Below are 14,500 nucleotides of genomic sequence, written 5' to 3'. Positions count from 1 at the left end.
TCGGCGCAGCACAGGGAAGCCTTCCGTTCATATTCATGAACATCATTCACGAGTCCAAATAATCGCTGTACACTACGAGCGGTTTCGGCTACATGTCAGGACATGGTTCGTACGAGGGGCGCGGCGTGACCCGGCCGTACACGGAAGTCGAGATCGCCTGCGACGAGTCGGGGTCGGACGGCGAGAACCTGACCGGCGGGAACACCGACGTCTTCGCGCACGCCAGCGTGGATGTGCCCATGGAGTCGGCGGCAGCCGCAATCCGTGAGATTCGCGACCGGATCCGGTCCCCCGCCGAGGAGTACAAGGCGAACCACCTGCTGCGGGAGAAGCACCGCGCGGTACTCGAGTGGCTGCTCGCCCCCTCGGGGCCGCTGCACGGGCACGCGTACGTCCATCTCACGGAGAAGACCTTCTTCATGGTGGAGCGGGTCCTCGATCTGCTCCTCGGCGACCCGGCCGGCGCCCTTCCCCTCTGCCGCGCGGGCGCCGACGCCTTCGGGGCCGGGCGGTGGAAGGAGTTCCTGGCGGCGGCCAACGCCCTGCTCCGGGTGCGCGGCGACACCGACGGCGCTCCCGGGGCACCCGTCGACGCGTTCTTCCGCGCGGTGGACGCCCTGGCCCAACAGGCACCGGACCTCCGGGACCCGGAGGCGGCGGACGTACTGCGACTGCTCGGCGGTGCCCGATCCCGCGCCGCGGACCACCGGGCCCGGCTGCTCGCCGCCCCCGCCCTGATACCCGTACTCAACCCGCTGCTGCCCGCGATCGTGCGGACGGCCGCCTACTGGAGTGCCGACGGGCGGACCGTACTGCTGGTGCACGACCGGCAGAACATGCTGACGGACGAGCGCATCGAGTGGCTCAAGGACACCACCCGGATCGGCGGCCTGCGCCTCGTTGTCGCGCGGGACGACACCCGGGTCCAGCTGGCCGACTTCCTCGCCGGAATCGCCCGCAGCATCGCCTCCAACGAGCTGAACGGCCGCGGTGACACGACCCTCACGGCACTGCTGCGGCCGTACGTGAACGCGGGATCCGTATGGGGCGACGAACGCAGCCGGGGAAGGCTGTTCGGAGCTGCTCACAACTGATCCGTCAAGACTCTCGCCAACATCAACAACCTTGTCTAGATTGCCAGTTGACACTTTCCGCAGGTGCCCTGGAGCTGCCACCGTGCCCGAGAACCCGCCGGCCGCGTCGCTGCACGCGCGGATCAACTCGCGACAGCCGCACACGGCCCGGATCTGGAACTACTGGCTCGGCGGCAGGGACCACTACGAGGTCGACCGCGCGGCGGGTGACCGGATCCGTGAACTGCACCCGGGTATCGGCGACTACGCCCGCGAGGACCGGCTCTTCCTGGGACGGGCCGTCCGTCATCTGGTCACCGAGTGCGGGATACGGCAGTTCCTCGACATCGGGACCGGACTGCCGACCGCCGACAACACGCACGAGGTGGCCCAGCGGATCGCGCCGGACACCCGGGTCGTGTACGTGGACAACGACCCGCTCGTCATGGTGCACGCCCGCGCCCTCCTCACCAGCAGCCCCGAGGGGCGTACCGACCACATCGACGAGGACCTGCGCAACGTCGACGCGATCCTCGAACAGGCCGCGCGCACCCTGGACCTCACCCGGCCCGTCGCCCTGATGCTGCTCGGGGTGGTCATCTTCCTCGGCGACGAGGAGAACCCGCACGGTGTCGTACGACGACTGCTGGACGCCCTTCCCCCGGGCAGCCATCTGGCGCTGTCGCACACCATCACCGGACCGGCGATGGCCGAGGTGGACGCGGCGGTCCGGTACTGGAACGCGCACGGCACGCCCAGGCTGACCCAGCGCAGCCCCGACGAGGTGGCGCGTTTCTTCGAGGGGCTGGACCTCCTGGAGCCGGGGGTCGTGTCCTGCTCGCACTGGCGCCCGGACGAATTCCGCGCCGGGGAGGGCAAGCCGGCGGAGGTCGCCATGTACTGCGGAGTGGCCCGCAAGGCCTGACGCGGACCGCCCTCGGCCGGCCGACCCGAACGGGATCTTGGAGTCGGTGAACACGAACCCCTCTCGCCACGTATGGAAGTGAGGGTCACTCAACGACCGGAGGGCCCCGCGGTGTCGATACCGCGCGTTCAGGGTTCGGGAGCCATTGATGAGGCACGCACGACGACGGATCGTCCGGCGAGCGACACGGCTGGCGGCCGTCGGCGGAGTCATCCTCGGCGGATTGATGGTCACCCAGGCTGTGGCGACCGAGCCCCCACAGGCCAACCTGCCCTTCAGCTCCGCCCAGGCGGCTGGCACCACCGGCAGTGAGCTCGTCACCGAACTCGGCACCGACCGGACGGCCGGCAGCTGGATCGCGGCCGACGGGAAGCCGGTGGTCGCGGTCACCGACGCCGGAGCGGCGGCGGAGGTCGAGAAGGCGGGCGCCCGCGCCAAGGTCGTCGACCACAGCATGAACGACCTCAAGTCGGCGACGCAGACGTTGCGTTCGGCGCCGCGCGTGGCCGGCACGGCATGGGCGGTCGACTACACGAAGAACGAGGTGGTCGTCCAGGCCGACAGCACCGTGTCGGCCGCCGACTGGGCCAAGCTGTCCGCGGTCGCCAAGAGCATCGGCGGCTCCGTACGCATGGAACGGAGCGGGGGCACCTTCACCACCCGTATCAACGCGGCGCAGCCGATCCTGTCGACCGGCGGGCGCTGCTCGGCGGGCTTCAACGTGACCAACGGGTCGGCCGACTTCATCCTCACGGCCGGTCACTGCGGGCCCAACGGTTCGGTGTGGTTCGCGGACACCGGGGGCTCGACGGAGATCGGCAAGACGATCAGCAGCAGCTTCCCGATCAACGACTACTCGCTGGTGCAGTACAACGGCGGCTCGGCCGGTGACGGCGCCGATGTCGTCGCCATCGGCAATGGCCGGGGTGTGCGCATCACGGGCGCGGCCGATCCGACCGTCGGCCAGAAGGTGTTCCGCAGCGGCAGCACGACCGGGTTGCGCGACGGGAAGGTGACCGGGCTCAACGCCACGGTCAACTACCCGGAGGGCACGGTGTCGGGCCTGATCGAGACCACCGTGTGCGCCGAGGCGGGTGACAGCGGCGGCCCGTTGTTCTCCGAGGGCATCGCACTCGGGATCACCTCGGGCGGCAACGGCGACTGCAAGACCGGCGGTACGACGTTCTTCGAGCCGGTGACGGAGGCGCTGACCGCGCTCAACGTCCGGCTGATCGGCGAGGCCGGTCAGGCGGCCGCTCCGGCGCCGTCCGCGACCGCCACGCAGAGCGCCGTCGCTCCCGGGGAGGCCCAGCCGGGCTCGGTGGCGCCGGTGACGGGCAGTACTGCGGGGGAGGCGTTGCTCGACCGGCTCTCGGACCCGAAGAACGTGGGTCCCGGCCTGCTGATCGTGGGCGGCAGTCTGATCGCCCTGGTCGCCACGCGGTGGTTCCGGGTGGAACAGGACCGGAGGGACTACCGCCGGTCGTACTCGGCCACGTGGAGCTGAGAAACACAAGAGGCCGGGGCTGACGCGCGGTGCGCGGCCCCGGCCCTGCTGTTGAAATGTCGAACGAAAGTGGTTACGCGTCGCGCCCGGGGTGCGGAGAAGCCGCGGCCCACTCGGCGACGAGCTGCTGATAGGTCAGCCGCTGCTCGCTGTTGAGGATCCCGCCCGACCGGAGCCAGAGTGCCCGGATCTCTTCGTTGACGTCGGCTGCCGATCGATCAGAGGCGGATTGAAGAGTGGTGGACATGCTGTGAAGCATATGCCGCTCCAAGTGAAGACCAAATAGATTAATACGGACTGTTCCGGCATTAGTGACCGTGTTGCTGATCACGTCCAGCGCCCGTTATCTGCTGTTTCCGCGTCGGCGTTCATCTGTCGGCAGCCCCCAGTACCAGCACCTGAAGTGCGAGGACGGCGGCCCCGCGTGCCCAGTCGTGGAAGTCGGAGACCTTCGTCTCCAGATTGACCGGGTCCGCGAGCGGATGCCGGTTGGCGAGGATGCTCTCCTCGACCGCGGCGCGCGCCGCCTCGACGAGCCCGACGCCCTCGCCGGCGAGCAGGATCTTCTCGGGCATCGCGAAGTTGGCGATCTGGGCGACCAGCGTGCCCAGCGCGCGGGCCGCCTCGTCGACGACGCGGGCGGTCATGGGGTCACCGGCGGCGGCACCGGCGAGGATCTCGTCGTACGTCATGTCCTGGCCGGTGGCGGCGCGGATCTGGTAGCGGATGCTGGGGATGGTGAGCAGCGAGATGGCGCTGCCGCGCTCTCCGTCGGGGGTGAGCGGGCCGTTCGGGTTGACGATCCAGCGACGTCCGATGCCCCGGCCGTCCTCGGACGACTGCACGCGCCGGCCGCCGCTGACCAGGCCGTAGCCGAGGCCCGCTCCTATGGTGAGGACCGCGAAGCGGTCGAGGCCACGGCCCGCGCCGAACCAGCTCTCGGCCTCGACGAGGGCGGTGACGTCGTTCTCGACGACCACGCGCAGTCCGGTGCGTTCCTCGACGAGTTCGGCGAACGGGACGTCGTACCAGTCGAGGAAGACGGAGTCGGCGACCACGGAGCGGTTCTCGACGCGTCCGCCGACGCCGATCCCGATGCCTGACACGGCGGGGTGGGCGGCGGTCAGTTCGGCGGTCATCTCGCCGACCAGGTCGGCCACCTGGGCCGGGTCATGGCTGGTGAGGGGCCGGTCGAGGCGGGCGATGACGACGCTGCGCAGCGTGGTGACGACGCTGTAGACCATGTCCTCGGTGATCTTGAAGCCGAGGAAGGCACGGGACTCGGCGACGACATCGAGCGGCTGCGAAGGGCGCCCCTGGCGCACCTCGGCCGGGGAACCGGCGTCGGACACCTCGACGAGCAGTCCCGATTCGAGCAGCGGTTTGGTCAGCCGGGTGAGGCTGCCGGCGGAGAGGTCGAGCCGGCGGGCGAGTTCGGCGCGGGACAAAGGGCCGTTGACGAGCACCTCGATCGCCACCGAGCGCTCGCCGGGACTCAGTGGCGGCCAGCCATCGGTCACTGCGGTCATGCCGATCGAACCCCTCACCTTTTCTTTTGCCATGGAAGTAACGTGGATCAGCAAGGTCATCATACGGCCGGATTCCCTGCCGAAAAAAGATGTCTGCCCGCATCTTGACGGATGGATTGTTCCACCTCGAAAGTAAGTGCCCTGAGGACGAGCCGCCGAAGAGCAGACGAGGGAGTCTCTCCATGACCGTCGCCTCCACCAGCCCTCCCCTGCGTCGACCACGCGGCGACGGCGCACTCGCGGCGCTCTTCGTCGCCCCGGCGATGCTGGGCTTCCTGGTGTTCCTGCTCTGGCCGACGCTGCGGGGCGTCTACCTGAGCTTCACCCGCTTCAACCTGCTGACCCCGGCCGAGTGGGTGGGCCTCGACAACTACGTCCGGATGGTCAACGACCCCATCTTCTGGGACTCCTTGACGGTCACCGTCGAGTACGTCGCCATCAACATCGGTGTGCAGACGGTGTCGGCGCTCGCCATCGCCGTACTGCTCCAGCGGCTGACCCAGTCCGCGGTGCTGCGCGGGATCGTGCTCACCCCGTATCTGATGTCGAACGTCGTCGCGGGCATCGTCTGGCTCTGGATCCTGGACACCCAGCTCGGTATCGGCAACGAGATCGTCGCGGGCCTCGGCTTCGACCGGATCCCGTTCCTCGCGGACGAGACCTGGGCGATCCCGACGATCGCGGTGATCAACGTCTGGCGGCACGTCGGCTACACGGCGCTGCTGATCTTCGCGGGCCTGCAGGCCATCCCGACCGACATGTACGAGGCGGCCAAGGTGGACGGGGCGAGCGAGTGGCGGATGTTCTGGCGCATCACCATGCCTTTGCTGCGCCCGGTCCTCGCGGTGGTCCTGATCATGACGGTGATCGGCTCTTTCCAGGTGTTCGACACCGTCGCGGTGACGACGGCGGGCGGTCCGGCGAACGCCACCAACGTCCTGCAGTTCTACATCTACGGCTCCGCCTTCGGCCGCTTCCAGTTCGGCTACGCGTCCGCGATGTCCGTGGCCCTGCTGGTCGTGCTGAGCGCGATCACCTTCCTCCAGTACCGGCTCACCCGGGCCGGCCACACCGACCTCGGCTGACCGGGAGACGCACACCATGACAACCCTGACGACACCGGCGCCAGCACCGACGCCGACACCCGCCAAGGCAGCCGTACGACCGCTGCGGCGCACACCCTCCCTCGGGCGGATCGCCGCCTGGGCGGTGATGGCCGTGATCGTACTGTTCACCCTGCTGCCGTTCTACTGGATCCTGCGCACCGCGCTGTCCACCAACGCGGGTCTCGCCGCCGACCCCACCAACCCCCTGCCGGTGCATCCGACGACCGGCGGTTTCGAGCGGGCGCTCGGCCTGCAGTCCACCAAGGAGGCGATAGCGCAGGGCGGCGCGGGCGGCGGCCTGGACTTCTGGCGCTACCTTCTCAACTCGGTCGTCGTGTCGACCCTGGTCACCGGCTGCCAGATCTTCTTCTCGGCGATGGCCGCCTACGCCTTCGCCCGGTTGCGCTGGCGCGGCCGTGACACGGTCTTCGGGCTGTTCCTGGCGGGCCTGATGGTCCCGGCCATCTTCACCCTGCTGCCGAACTTCGTCCTGATCAAGCAACTCGGCCTGGTGGACAACCTGTTGGGAATCGCGCTGCCGACGATGTTCATGACGCCGTTCGCGGTGTTCTTCCTGCGCCAGTTCTTCATGAACATCCCGCGGGAGGTCGAGGAGGCGGCGCTGCTCGACGGCGCCGGCAAGGTCCGAGTCTTCTTCCGGGTCCTGCTGCCGATGGCGTCCACGCCGGTCATCACGCTCGCGATCCTGACGTACATCACCGCCTGGAACGACTACTTCTGGCCGCTGATGGTGTCGTACAGCGACAGTTCGCGCGTGCTCACGGTGGCGCTGGCGATCTTCCGGGCGCAGACCCCGCAGACGGGCGTCGACTGGTCGGGGCTGATGGCGGCGACGCTGATCGCGGCGCTGCCGATGCTTGTGCTGTTCGGGTGCTTCGCGCGCCGCATCGTGAGCTCCGTCGGCTTCACGGGTATCAAGTGACCGCGCCGACCGACCACCTGATCAATCGATCGACCGAGAGGACGGACATGCGAATTCGTACGGTCGTGGCACTGACCGGAGCCCTGGCACTGTCCCTCGTGACCGGTTGCGCGCAGGGCGGAGCGGCCGGCTCGTCGTCGGACACGGTGACGTACTGGCTGTGGGACGCCAACCAGCAACCCGCCTACGAGGCCTGCGCGAAGGGCTTCGAGCAGGAGAACCCCGGCCTGACGGTGAAGATCACGCAGTTGGGCTGGGACGACTACTGGACCAAGCTCACCGCGAGCTTCATCGCGGGCACCCAGCCGGACGTGTTCACCGACCACATCCAGAAGTTCGGCCAGTTCGCCGACCTGAAGGTCCTCGCACCGCTCGACGACCTCGGCATCGACGACTCCACCTACCAGCCCGGCCTCGCCGCCAACTGGATGGGCCAGGACGGCCATCGCTACGGCGCCCCGAAGGACTGGGACACCGTCGCCCTCTTCTACAACCGGAAACTGACGACGGCCGCCGGTCTCACGGCCGCACAGCTGAACGGTCTCTCCTGGAACCCGAGGGACGGCGGCACCTTCGAGAAGGCGATCGCGCACCTGACCGTCGACAAGAACGGCAAGCGGGGTGACGAGGCCGGCTTCGACAAGAACAACGTGAAGGTGTACGGCCTGGCCACCAACGGCGGCGGTGACGGCGACGGCCAGACCCAGTGGAGCACCTTCGCCGCCTCGGCGGGCTGGACCTACACGAACGAGAAGCGCTGGGGCACCGAGTACCAGTACGACAGCGGCACCTTCCAGTCGGTGATCAAGTGGTACTTCGGTCTGGCGAAGAAGGGCTACATGGTCCCCTTCACGGACTACAACTCCCAGTCCAACCAGGCCAACACCCAGATCTCGTCGGGCAAGGCGGCAGCGGCGTTCGACGGCGCCTGGATGATCTCGTCGTACGCCGGCTTCAAGGACCTGGACATGGCCACCGCCGTCACTCCGGCCGGCCCGACGGGCAAGCGGGCGACGATGATGAACGGCCTCGCCGACTCCATCACCAAGGACGCCCACAACATGGCGGGCGCCAAGAAGTGGGTCGCGTATCTGGCGTCGGCCGAGTGCCAGCAGAAGGTCGGGAGTTACGGGATCGTCTTCCCGGCCACGCCCGACGGCACGAAGGCAGCTGTGGCCGCGTACAAGAAGAAGGGCATCGACGTCTCGGCGTTCACCACGCCGGTCGCCGACGAGAAGGCGGGCGGGAAGGAGTTCGCCACCTTCTCCTACCCGATCACCAACTACGCGGCGGACGTGTACGCGTTGATGCACCCGGCCATGCAGGACATCTTCGGCAACGGCAGGTCCGTGACCAGCCTCGACCGGACCAACAGCCAGATCAACCTGATCCTCGACCAGTGACGACACCCGAGACACCGGTCGGACAACCAAGGAAACAGAAGAAGGGCACGCACAACATGACGTTCTCCCTCGGCATCGTGGGCGCCGGGCAGTTCTCCGGCCAGTTCGCCAAGCTGTTCCTCGCCCATCCGGGCGTCGGCGAGGTGTATGTGACCGACCTCCTGCCGGAGCGCGCGGAGCAACTGGCCGCAGCGGAAGGCCTGTCGGGCACGTTCCCCTCGTACGAGGCGATGCTGGAATCGCCCGCGGTCGACGCGGTGGCGATCTTCACCCAGCGCTGGACGCACGGCCCGCTGGTCCTCCAGGGCCTCGGCGCCGGCAAGCACGTGTACTCGGCGGTGCCGATGGCGGTCACGGCGGAGGAGATCGGCGCGATCATCGACGCCGTACGGGCCACCGGGCTCACCTACATGATGGGTGAGACGAGTCAGTACAACCCGGCGACCGTCCACGCCCGCAACCAGATCGCCGAGGGCGCCTTCGGCAGGATCTTCTACGCCGAGGGCGACTACGTCCACGACATGGACCTCGGGTTCTACGAGGCCTACCAGTACAGCGGCGGCGAGAACTGGAAGGCGACCGCCAGCTATCCCCCGCTCCTGTACCCGACGCACTCGGTGGGCGGGGTGCTCGGCGCCTGGCAGACGCACGCGGTGAGCGTGTCGGCGATCGGGGTGCGCGACGAGCGCGGCGACGGCGTGTTCGACAAGGAGGTCAGCCAGTTCGGCAACGACTACTCCAACGCGAGCGCGCTGTTCGAGGTCGCGGGCGGCGGTTCGTTCCGTACGAACGAGTTCCGGCGGGTCGGCTACCCCTCGCAGATCCGGGAGTCGCGGTTCCGGTTCTTCGGTACGGACGCGAGCATGGAGCAGCTCGCCACGGTCGCGGTGTGGCAGGACAAGAAGGGGGTCACGGACATCAGCGAGCTGCTGGAACCCAAGCCCACCATGGCTCCTGACGATCCGTCACTCCAGCACATCGCGCCGGACCTGCGGGCCGCGTTCACGTCCGGTTCGGCTCCGGTGCACGACCGCTCGCGTCTGCCGAGGGAGTTCGACGAGTTGCACAACGGCCACGAGGGCAGCCACCACTTCCTGGTGGACGACTTCGTGACCGCGGTGAACACCCGCACCCTGCCGTCGGTGAACGCGTGGGTGGCCGCCCGCTACACCCTGCCGGGCATCGTGGCGCACGACTCGGCGCGGCAGGGCGGGGCAAGGCTGCCCATCCCGGACTTCGGGGACGCGCCCGAGGCGTGAGGCCCGGGACATAAGACCCCAGGGCCCGAGAAGAGGGACGGCCGGGTGCCTCAGGTGCCCGGCTTGCGCCCGTACACGAAGACGTCGTCGCCGTTCTTCAGCAGCGACCAGTACTTCTTGGCGGTCGTCTTCGTCATGTTGACGCAGCCGTGCGAGCCCGGCGGGTTCCACATGCTGAGGCCGACCGAGTGGAAGGCCTGCCCGCCGTCGAAGAACTGGCTGTACGGCATCGGGACGTTGTAGATGTTCGAGACGTGGTCGATGTCCCGCCAGTAGATCTGCTTCAGTCCGGTGCGGGTCTCGAAGCCGTCGCGGCCGGTGCGGACCGGCACCGGGCCGTAGACGAGACGGCTGCCGTCCTGGATCCAGCTCAGCTGGAGCGTGAGGTTGACGCAGGCTATACGGCCCTTGTTGGTGGGGCACTTGCCTTCCGCGTTGGGCTTGTTCCCGACGGCCTTCTGCTTCTGCATCAGGTCCATCACGCCCCAGGTGACGGAACCCGCGTAGCCCGCACTGGGGGTGATGCCGTGCTTCTTCTGGAAGCCCTGGATGGCCTTGCAGTCACCGGTGGACTGCACCCCGTCGACGGGCCGCCCGAGGAACTTCTCCACCTTCTTCTGGTACGGGCCGGTCTGCGTCGTACAGCTCGCGGCCTGCGCCGGAGCGGTACCGAGCACGATCGTGAGCGGCGCCACCAGCCCCGCGATCCCGAGCGCGACGGCCCCTCGTCTGCGTACGTCCCCCATGTCGGTGCCTCTCTCCTACGTGCTGCGTGCGGGTTGTCATGAACGTTCTCTGCTTGCTAGACCGACGTTTCGGGTGATCGGTTGTAGGAGCGCCCGAGCCGGGACGAAACGGTGACATTCCCGTTGCCGGCCCACGTCGTCACCGTTCCCGTCTCCGGCCCGTCGAAGCGCCGTGTCGGTGTCATGGTCCGACCGTACTGTCCCGGCGATCAACTGGGCGGACAACGTGCGCACATGTCCGCGTTCATTCAGCAACTCCCCGCTCTCACAGGTGTCGTCATCGGCGCCCTCGGCTCCTACTGGGCCGTCGCACGAGGGGAGCGCGTCCGCTTCCGGCGTGAACGGGAGGCGCGTTGGGAGGAGCGGCGGCTCGCGGTGTACACGGACTACGCGCGGGTGCTCAAGAAGTCGGTCACGCTGACGTACCGGGTCTCGGCGAGTCTCGGCAACGACCCGCATCCGCATCCGCTGGCACCCGAGGAGGCGGCGCCGCTCATCGCCGAGGCCACCGTCGCCCAGGACCCGTACCGGGAAGCCCTGCTTCTGCTGGGCGACCCCGAGGCGCTGTCGAAGGCCCGGGAGTGGGTCGCCACGCTGCTGGACATGGAGGCGTTCCTGCGCGAGCGGACCGAGAACCCACGGGCCTGGCAGGCGCTGCCGGCACGTCGGCGGTCCGGACGTGAGGGCTACTACGCGGCCGTACGCGAGGATCTGGCCCTGCCGCCGGGCCACTCCGGCCGTTGGCCGGTCCTGCCGGTACCCGGGGGCACCGGCGAACCCGGCAACCGCGGCTGACGCGGGCGCCTGTAGCTGCTGTCCGCAAGGCCCTGAATCGCTAGCGGTATCCGGCCGCGTCCGCCGGTTTCCCCGCGTCCTGGACCTCGACCATGTAGCGCCAGGCGTCCGGACGGCTGCCGTCGAGGTCGGTGAAGCCGTAGACCTGGGCGAGTCCGCCGCTGGAGAAGGACCCTCCGTTCATGCGGGCCACGTCGGGGTCGGCCGCCAGGGCCGTCACGGCGCGGCCCACGTAGCGCGGGGTCTCCGAGATGGCGAAGTGCGGGAAGCGTTCCAGGGCGTCCCGCCAGTTCTCCTCGCGGACACCGAAGTTGTCGAGCATCATCTCGGAGCGCAGCCAGCCAGGCGTCAGCGCCACGGCGGTGGCGCCGCGCGGGCCGAGTTCTTGGCCCAGCGCGAAGCCCATGCGCAGGACGGACGACTTCGCGAGGTCGTAGAAGAAGGAGAGCCGGTAGTTGTCCCGGTTGTAGTCGGCGGTGCCGTCGGTCATCTCGACGACCAGGCCACCGGGGTTGCGCAGCAGCAGGGGCAGGGCGTGGTGGCTGGTGATCGCGTGGGTCTCGACGGCCAGCCGCAGCAGCCGCAGACCGTTGTCGAGGTCGTGCTCCCACACCGGGCTCTCCCACTCGAAGAGGTGCTCGCCGCCCCAGACGTCGTTGACCAGGACGTCGAGGCGGCCGTGTTCCTCGGCGACCCGGTCCACCAGCGCCTTCACCCGCATCGGGTCGAGATGATCGGTGGGTACGGCGATACCGTGGCCGCCCGCCGCGGTGACCAGGTCGGCGGTGTCCTCGATGGTCTCCGGCCGGTCGTACTCGGAGCGCTGCTGCCGGGTGCTGCGGCCGGTCACGTAGACGGTGGCGCCGGCGGCCCCGAGTTCCACCGCGATACCGCGTCCGGCACCGCGGGTCGCCCCGGCGACCAGGGCGACCTTGCCCGCCAGTTTCCCGCCCTGGGCCCCTTCCGGCTGCTGCCCGTCCAGGGGGCTGTCCGTCGTCCTCGCCATGCCCGTGTCTCCTCCGTGCGTGAGCGCGATCCAGGCCGGCCCGGCTCGGGAACCGTTGTCACGCCCAGGGTGTCGCTGATACCGGACACCCGCTGTCGGGTATTCCGCTCACGACATGCCGCAACGCGGGCAGATGTTCCGCCAGCGGGGCCAGACCCACGTCCTCACGGCGTTCCTCGACCGTCTCGGGGTGGCGGATCGGGTACGGGCAGAGGGTGTCCGCGTTGATACGGGTGCCGTAGAACTGCGGCTGGCTCAGCTCGACCGCGCAGTGGTCGGCGATGTAGGCGTGGTGCACGGCCGGACAGCCGCCGTCCGCCACGGCTTCCGCGATCAGATCGCGACAGGTGAGCTGGAACCCGAGGTCGGCGGTGTGCAGCAGGATCATCAGGGCCGCCGTCGAGGCGGGCTCTCCGACCTGACCGGCCTCCGGCCAGCCGCGCCGGGCCACGACCGACCTCAGGGCGTCGGCGTTGGCGCCACGGCACCGGGTGACGAAATGCCGGTTCAGCGCGGTCGGCTTCTCGCGGGCCAGCCTGGTCAGCCGCTGGTCCTCCTCGGCCCGGCGCACCAGTTCGGCGGCCAGGACCGCCTGTTTCGGCTCGGCTGCCGAGCCTCGTGCGGTCTGCATGGGCGGTGCACTCCTCATACCGTTCTCCAGCCCCCCGATGACCTTCACGCCCTTACGAAGGCGGGGACGCCGTGGGTGCCATGAGTGCCGTGGATGCCGCCATCAGGGCTCCTTCCGTTGCGCCGGTGCCGTTGTCGAAGGCAACAGCACCGGGGGCCTGCCGGGACAGGGAGTGCGGGGGTTGTCCGGTTGCATACGCGCAGTGGCGCCTGCGCCGGTTACGCCACCGCTCCCGGCACCGGTCGCGCCCCGCGTTCGAACTCCTGCACGCTCGGCTCCCGGCGGTGCGGGGCGAGCCGTCCGTGGAAGTCCCGCAGAGCCTGGATCGAGCGTTCGCTGTGGACACCGCTCAGCGCGTCGAGCGCCTCCGTGCCGAGCGCCTCCTCGATGCGGTGCTGTCGCCGATGGGCCGTCACCGGCACGCAACGGCTGACGGCCTGACGCCGGCGCCTTGTTCGCACCGCCCGCACCCCTGCCGGGGCTTCTCGGTTGTCCGTTCGTCACGGCGGCCATCCAGGTCTCGCATCACGTCGGCGTGGGGTGACGCACCGCGCGGTGTGCGGCAGGTCCCTCGTTCACTATGGTGACTGACAGGCACAGCTCGCAACCTTCGTTCTGATAATTTCAGAATGAAGCGCGAAGGCCTGTCGGTGTCAACCGAAGACGTGGCACACTGCCCGCTGTGACGGCGGTCTCCGGAGGTCCCACGTGAGCGACAACCGCTCAGGCGGAAGTGCCCCCACCGTCCTTCGGATGGTCCTCGGCAAGCGCCTGAGGCAGCTGCGGGAGCGGGCCGGGGTGTCGTTCGAGGACGCCGCACGGGCGATCGAGGTCACGCCGCTGACGGTCCGCCGGATGGAGAAGGCCGAGGTCGGCCTCCGCATCCCCTACGTGAAGGAGTTGCTGCGCACCTACGGGGTCCTGGCCAAGGAGATCGAGGACTTCGTTCACCTCGCCAGGGAGGCCAACCAGCCGGGCTGGTGGTACTCGTACCGCGATGTGCTGCCGGACTGGTTCAGCGCCTATGTGAGCCTGGAGAGCGAAGCCAGCGTCATCCGGCTCTACGAACCCCACTACGTCCCCGGCCTGTTGCAGACCGAGGAGTACGCCGTCGCGCTGCTGCGCATCGGCTTCCCCAACGAGAGCACCGAGGACATCCGGCGCCGGGTCGCCCTGCGGCTGAGGCGCCAGGACCTGCTCGACAAGCCCGAGGCGCCCGCCGTCTGGGCCGTACTGGACGAGACCGTGCTGCGCAGGCCCGTGGGCGGGGCCGAGGTGATGCGGGCTCAGATCGACCACCTCAGCGAGGTGTTGGAGTACCCGAAGGTCCGGCTCCAGATCATGCGGTTCGCCGCGGGTCCGCACCCGGGAGCCTTCGGTCCCTTCCACTACTTCCGCTTCGGCTTCTCCGAACTGCCCGACGTCGTCTACACGGAGAGCCTCGCCGGCGCGCAGTACTTCGACCAGCCCGCCGACGTCGTGACGTACCTGGAGGTACTGGACCGGATGTCCGTTCAGGCGGAGCCGGTCGCCCGGACCAGGGAGATCCTGGCAGCACTGCGTAAGGAGTTGTGAAC

The 14,500-nt window shown here is 68.8% G+C and carries 16 protein-coding genes; 9 read left to right on the top strand and 7 right to left on the bottom strand.

All coding sequences use genetic code 11. The features are described from left to right. Positions 1-92: 92 nt before the first annotated feature. The 3 genes from G3I71_RS00815 (at position 93) to G3I71_RS00805 (ending at position 3,505) form a co-directional block, all read left to right on the top strand. Positions 93-1,094, top strand: coding sequence for a hypothetical protein (locus G3I71_RS00815; protein ID WP_164311886.1), 1,002 nt, complete (start codon positions 93-95; stop codon positions 1,092-1,094). Between the two features lie 82 nt (positions 1,095-1,176). Next, on the top strand, positions 1,177-1,998 hold the full coding sequence (locus tag G3I71_RS00810) for an SAM-dependent methyltransferase (protein ID WP_164311885.1): 822 nt from the start codon (positions 1,177-1,179) through the stop codon (positions 1,996-1,998). Between the two features lie 148 nt (positions 1,999-2,146). After that, the gene (locus tag G3I71_RS00805; RefSeq protein ID WP_164311884.1) at positions 2,147-3,505 is read left to right on the top strand and encodes a S1 family peptidase; all 1,359 of its coding nucleotides are present in this window, start codon (positions 2,147-2,149) and stop codon (positions 3,503-3,505) included. A 73-nt stretch (positions 3,506-3,578) separates the two neighbouring features. Here G3I71_RS00805 and G3I71_RS00800 read toward each other — a convergent pair whose 3' ends face one another. Together G3I71_RS00800 and G3I71_RS00795 are read right to left on the bottom strand one after the other, a co-directional pair. Continuing rightward, complete coding sequence (locus G3I71_RS00800; protein WP_164311883.1) at positions 3,579-3,764, bottom strand: hypothetical protein; 186 nt, start codon at positions 3,762-3,764, stop codon at positions 3,579-3,581. 109 nt (positions 3,765-3,873) lie between these two features. Continuing rightward, a complete protein-coding gene (locus G3I71_RS00795) occupies positions 3,874-5,034 on the bottom strand; it encodes an ROK family transcriptional regulator (protein WP_164311882.1) in 1,161 nt (386 codons plus the stop codon). Between the two features lie 182 nt (positions 5,035-5,216). On the opposite strand from G3I71_RS00795, the gene G3I71_RS00790 reads away from it, so the two are divergent. Genes G3I71_RS00790 through G3I71_RS00775 form a run of 4 tightly spaced genes read left to right on the top strand, consistent with a single transcriptional unit; the run spans position 5,217 to position 9,745 of the window. Continuing rightward, on the top strand, positions 5,217-6,119 hold the full coding sequence (locus G3I71_RS00790; RefSeq protein ID WP_164311881.1) for a carbohydrate ABC transporter permease: 903 nt from the start codon (positions 5,217-5,219) through the stop codon (positions 6,117-6,119). 16 nt (positions 6,120-6,135) lie between these two features. Further along, complete coding sequence (locus G3I71_RS00785) at positions 6,136-7,083, top strand: carbohydrate ABC transporter permease (protein WP_164311880.1); 948 nt, start codon at positions 6,136-6,138, stop codon at positions 7,081-7,083. 47 nt (positions 7,084-7,130) lie between these two features. Further along, a complete protein-coding gene (locus tag G3I71_RS00780; protein ID WP_164311879.1) occupies positions 7,131-8,486 on the top strand; it encodes an ABC transporter substrate-binding protein in 1,356 nt (451 codons plus the stop codon). Positions 8,487-8,542: 56 nt separating this feature from the next. Further along, the gene (locus G3I71_RS00775; RefSeq protein ID WP_164312050.1) at positions 8,543-9,745 is read left to right on the top strand and encodes a Gfo/Idh/MocA family protein; all 1,203 of its coding nucleotides are present in this window, start codon (positions 8,543-8,545) and stop codon (positions 9,743-9,745) included. 50 nt (positions 9,746-9,795) lie between these two features. Here the strand turns inward: G3I71_RS00775 and G3I71_RS00770 are convergent, their stop codons facing one another. Both G3I71_RS00770 and G3I71_RS52175 read right to left on the bottom strand, forming a co-directional pair. Then, positions 9,796-10,491: a L,D-transpeptidase gene (locus G3I71_RS00770; protein ID WP_164311878.1), complete on the bottom strand. Its 696-nt coding sequence runs from the start codon at positions 10,489-10,491 to the stop codon at positions 9,796-9,798. Positions 10,492-10,547: 56 nt separating this feature from the next. Next, positions 10,548-10,676, bottom strand: coding sequence for a hypothetical protein (locus G3I71_RS52175; protein WP_275409139.1), 129 nt, complete (start codon positions 10,674-10,676; stop codon positions 10,548-10,550). Between the two features lie 49 nt (positions 10,677-10,725). Here G3I71_RS52175 and G3I71_RS00765 point away from each other — a divergent pair, with 49 nt between their 5' ends. Next, on the top strand, positions 10,726-11,286 hold the full coding sequence (locus G3I71_RS00765; RefSeq protein WP_164311877.1) for a hypothetical protein: 561 nt from the start codon (positions 10,726-10,728) through the stop codon (positions 11,284-11,286). Between the two features lie 40 nt (positions 11,287-11,326). Here G3I71_RS00765 and G3I71_RS00760 read toward each other — a convergent pair whose 3' ends face one another. The 3 genes from G3I71_RS00760 to G3I71_RS00750 form a co-directional block, all read right to left on the bottom strand. Then, complete coding sequence (locus G3I71_RS00760) at positions 11,327-12,292, bottom strand: SDR family oxidoreductase (RefSeq protein WP_239148766.1); 966 nt, start codon at positions 12,290-12,292, stop codon at positions 11,327-11,329. A gap of 58 nt (positions 12,293-12,350) precedes the next feature. After that, a complete protein-coding gene (locus G3I71_RS00755; protein WP_164311876.1) occupies positions 12,351-12,923 on the bottom strand; it encodes a DUF6624 domain-containing protein in 573 nt (190 codons plus the stop codon). A 218-nt stretch (positions 12,924-13,141) separates the two neighbouring features. Next, positions 13,142-13,384, bottom strand: coding sequence for a hypothetical protein (locus tag G3I71_RS00750; protein WP_203728965.1), 243 nt, complete (start codon positions 13,382-13,384; stop codon positions 13,142-13,144). Between the two features lie 247 nt (positions 13,385-13,631). Here G3I71_RS00750 and G3I71_RS00745 point away from each other — a divergent pair, with 247 nt between their 5' ends. After that, the gene (locus G3I71_RS00745; protein ID WP_343242798.1) at positions 13,632-14,498 is read left to right on the top strand and encodes a helix-turn-helix transcriptional regulator; all 867 of its coding nucleotides are present in this window, start codon (positions 13,632-13,634) and stop codon (positions 14,496-14,498) included. Positions 14,499-14,500: the final 2 nt, after the last annotated feature.

It is taken from the genome of Streptomyces sp. SID12501, from assembly GCF_010550245.1.
In the GTDB taxonomy this organism is placed as follows: Bacteria; Actinomycetota; Actinomycetes; order Streptomycetales; family Streptomycetaceae; genus Streptomyces.
Note: the sequence above shows the minus strand (reverse complement) of the source record. Positions and strands in the feature narration are given on the sequence as shown.

Coding starts and splice junctions, on each gene's coding strand:
- G3I71_RS00815 (WP_164311886.1), top strand. CDS start 93: ATGTCAGGACATGGTTCGTACGAGGGGCGCGGCGTGACCCGGCCGTAC.
- G3I71_RS00805 (WP_164311884.1), top strand. CDS start 2,147: ATGAGGCACGCACGACGACGGATCGTCCGGCGAGCGACACGGCTGGCG.
- G3I71_RS00800 (WP_164311883.1), bottom strand. CDS start 3,764: ATGCTTCACAGCATGTCCACCACTCTTCAATCCGCCTCTGATCGATCG.
- G3I71_RS00795 (WP_164311882.1), bottom strand. CDS start 5,034: ATGACCGCAGTGACCGATGGCTGGCCGCCACTGAGTCCCGGCGAGCGC.
- G3I71_RS00790 (WP_164311881.1), top strand. CDS start 5,217: ATGACCGTCGCCTCCACCAGCCCTCCCCTGCGTCGACCACGCGGCGAC.
- G3I71_RS00785 (WP_164311880.1), top strand. CDS start 6,136: ATGACAACCCTGACGACACCGGCGCCAGCACCGACGCCGACACCCGCC.
- G3I71_RS00780 (WP_164311879.1), top strand. CDS start 7,131: ATGCGAATTCGTACGGTCGTGGCACTGACCGGAGCCCTGGCACTGTCC.
- G3I71_RS00775 (WP_164312050.1), top strand. CDS start 8,543: ATGACGTTCTCCCTCGGCATCGTGGGCGCCGGGCAGTTCTCCGGCCAG.
- G3I71_RS00770 (WP_164311878.1), bottom strand. CDS start 10,491: ATGGGGGACGTACGCAGACGAGGGGCCGTCGCGCTCGGGATCGCGGGG.
- G3I71_RS52175 (WP_275409139.1), bottom strand. CDS start 10,676: ATGACACCGACACGGCGCTTCGACGGGCCGGAGACGGGAACGGTGACG.
- G3I71_RS00765 (WP_164311877.1), top strand. CDS start 10,726: ATGTCCGCGTTCATTCAGCAACTCCCCGCTCTCACAGGTGTCGTCATC.
- G3I71_RS00760 (WP_239148766.1), bottom strand. CDS start 12,292: ATGGCGAGGACGACGGACAGCCCCCTGGACGGGCAGCAGCCGGAAGGG.
- G3I71_RS00755 (WP_164311876.1), bottom strand. CDS start 12,923: ATGCAGACCGCACGAGGCTCGGCAGCCGAGCCGAAACAGGCGGTCCTG.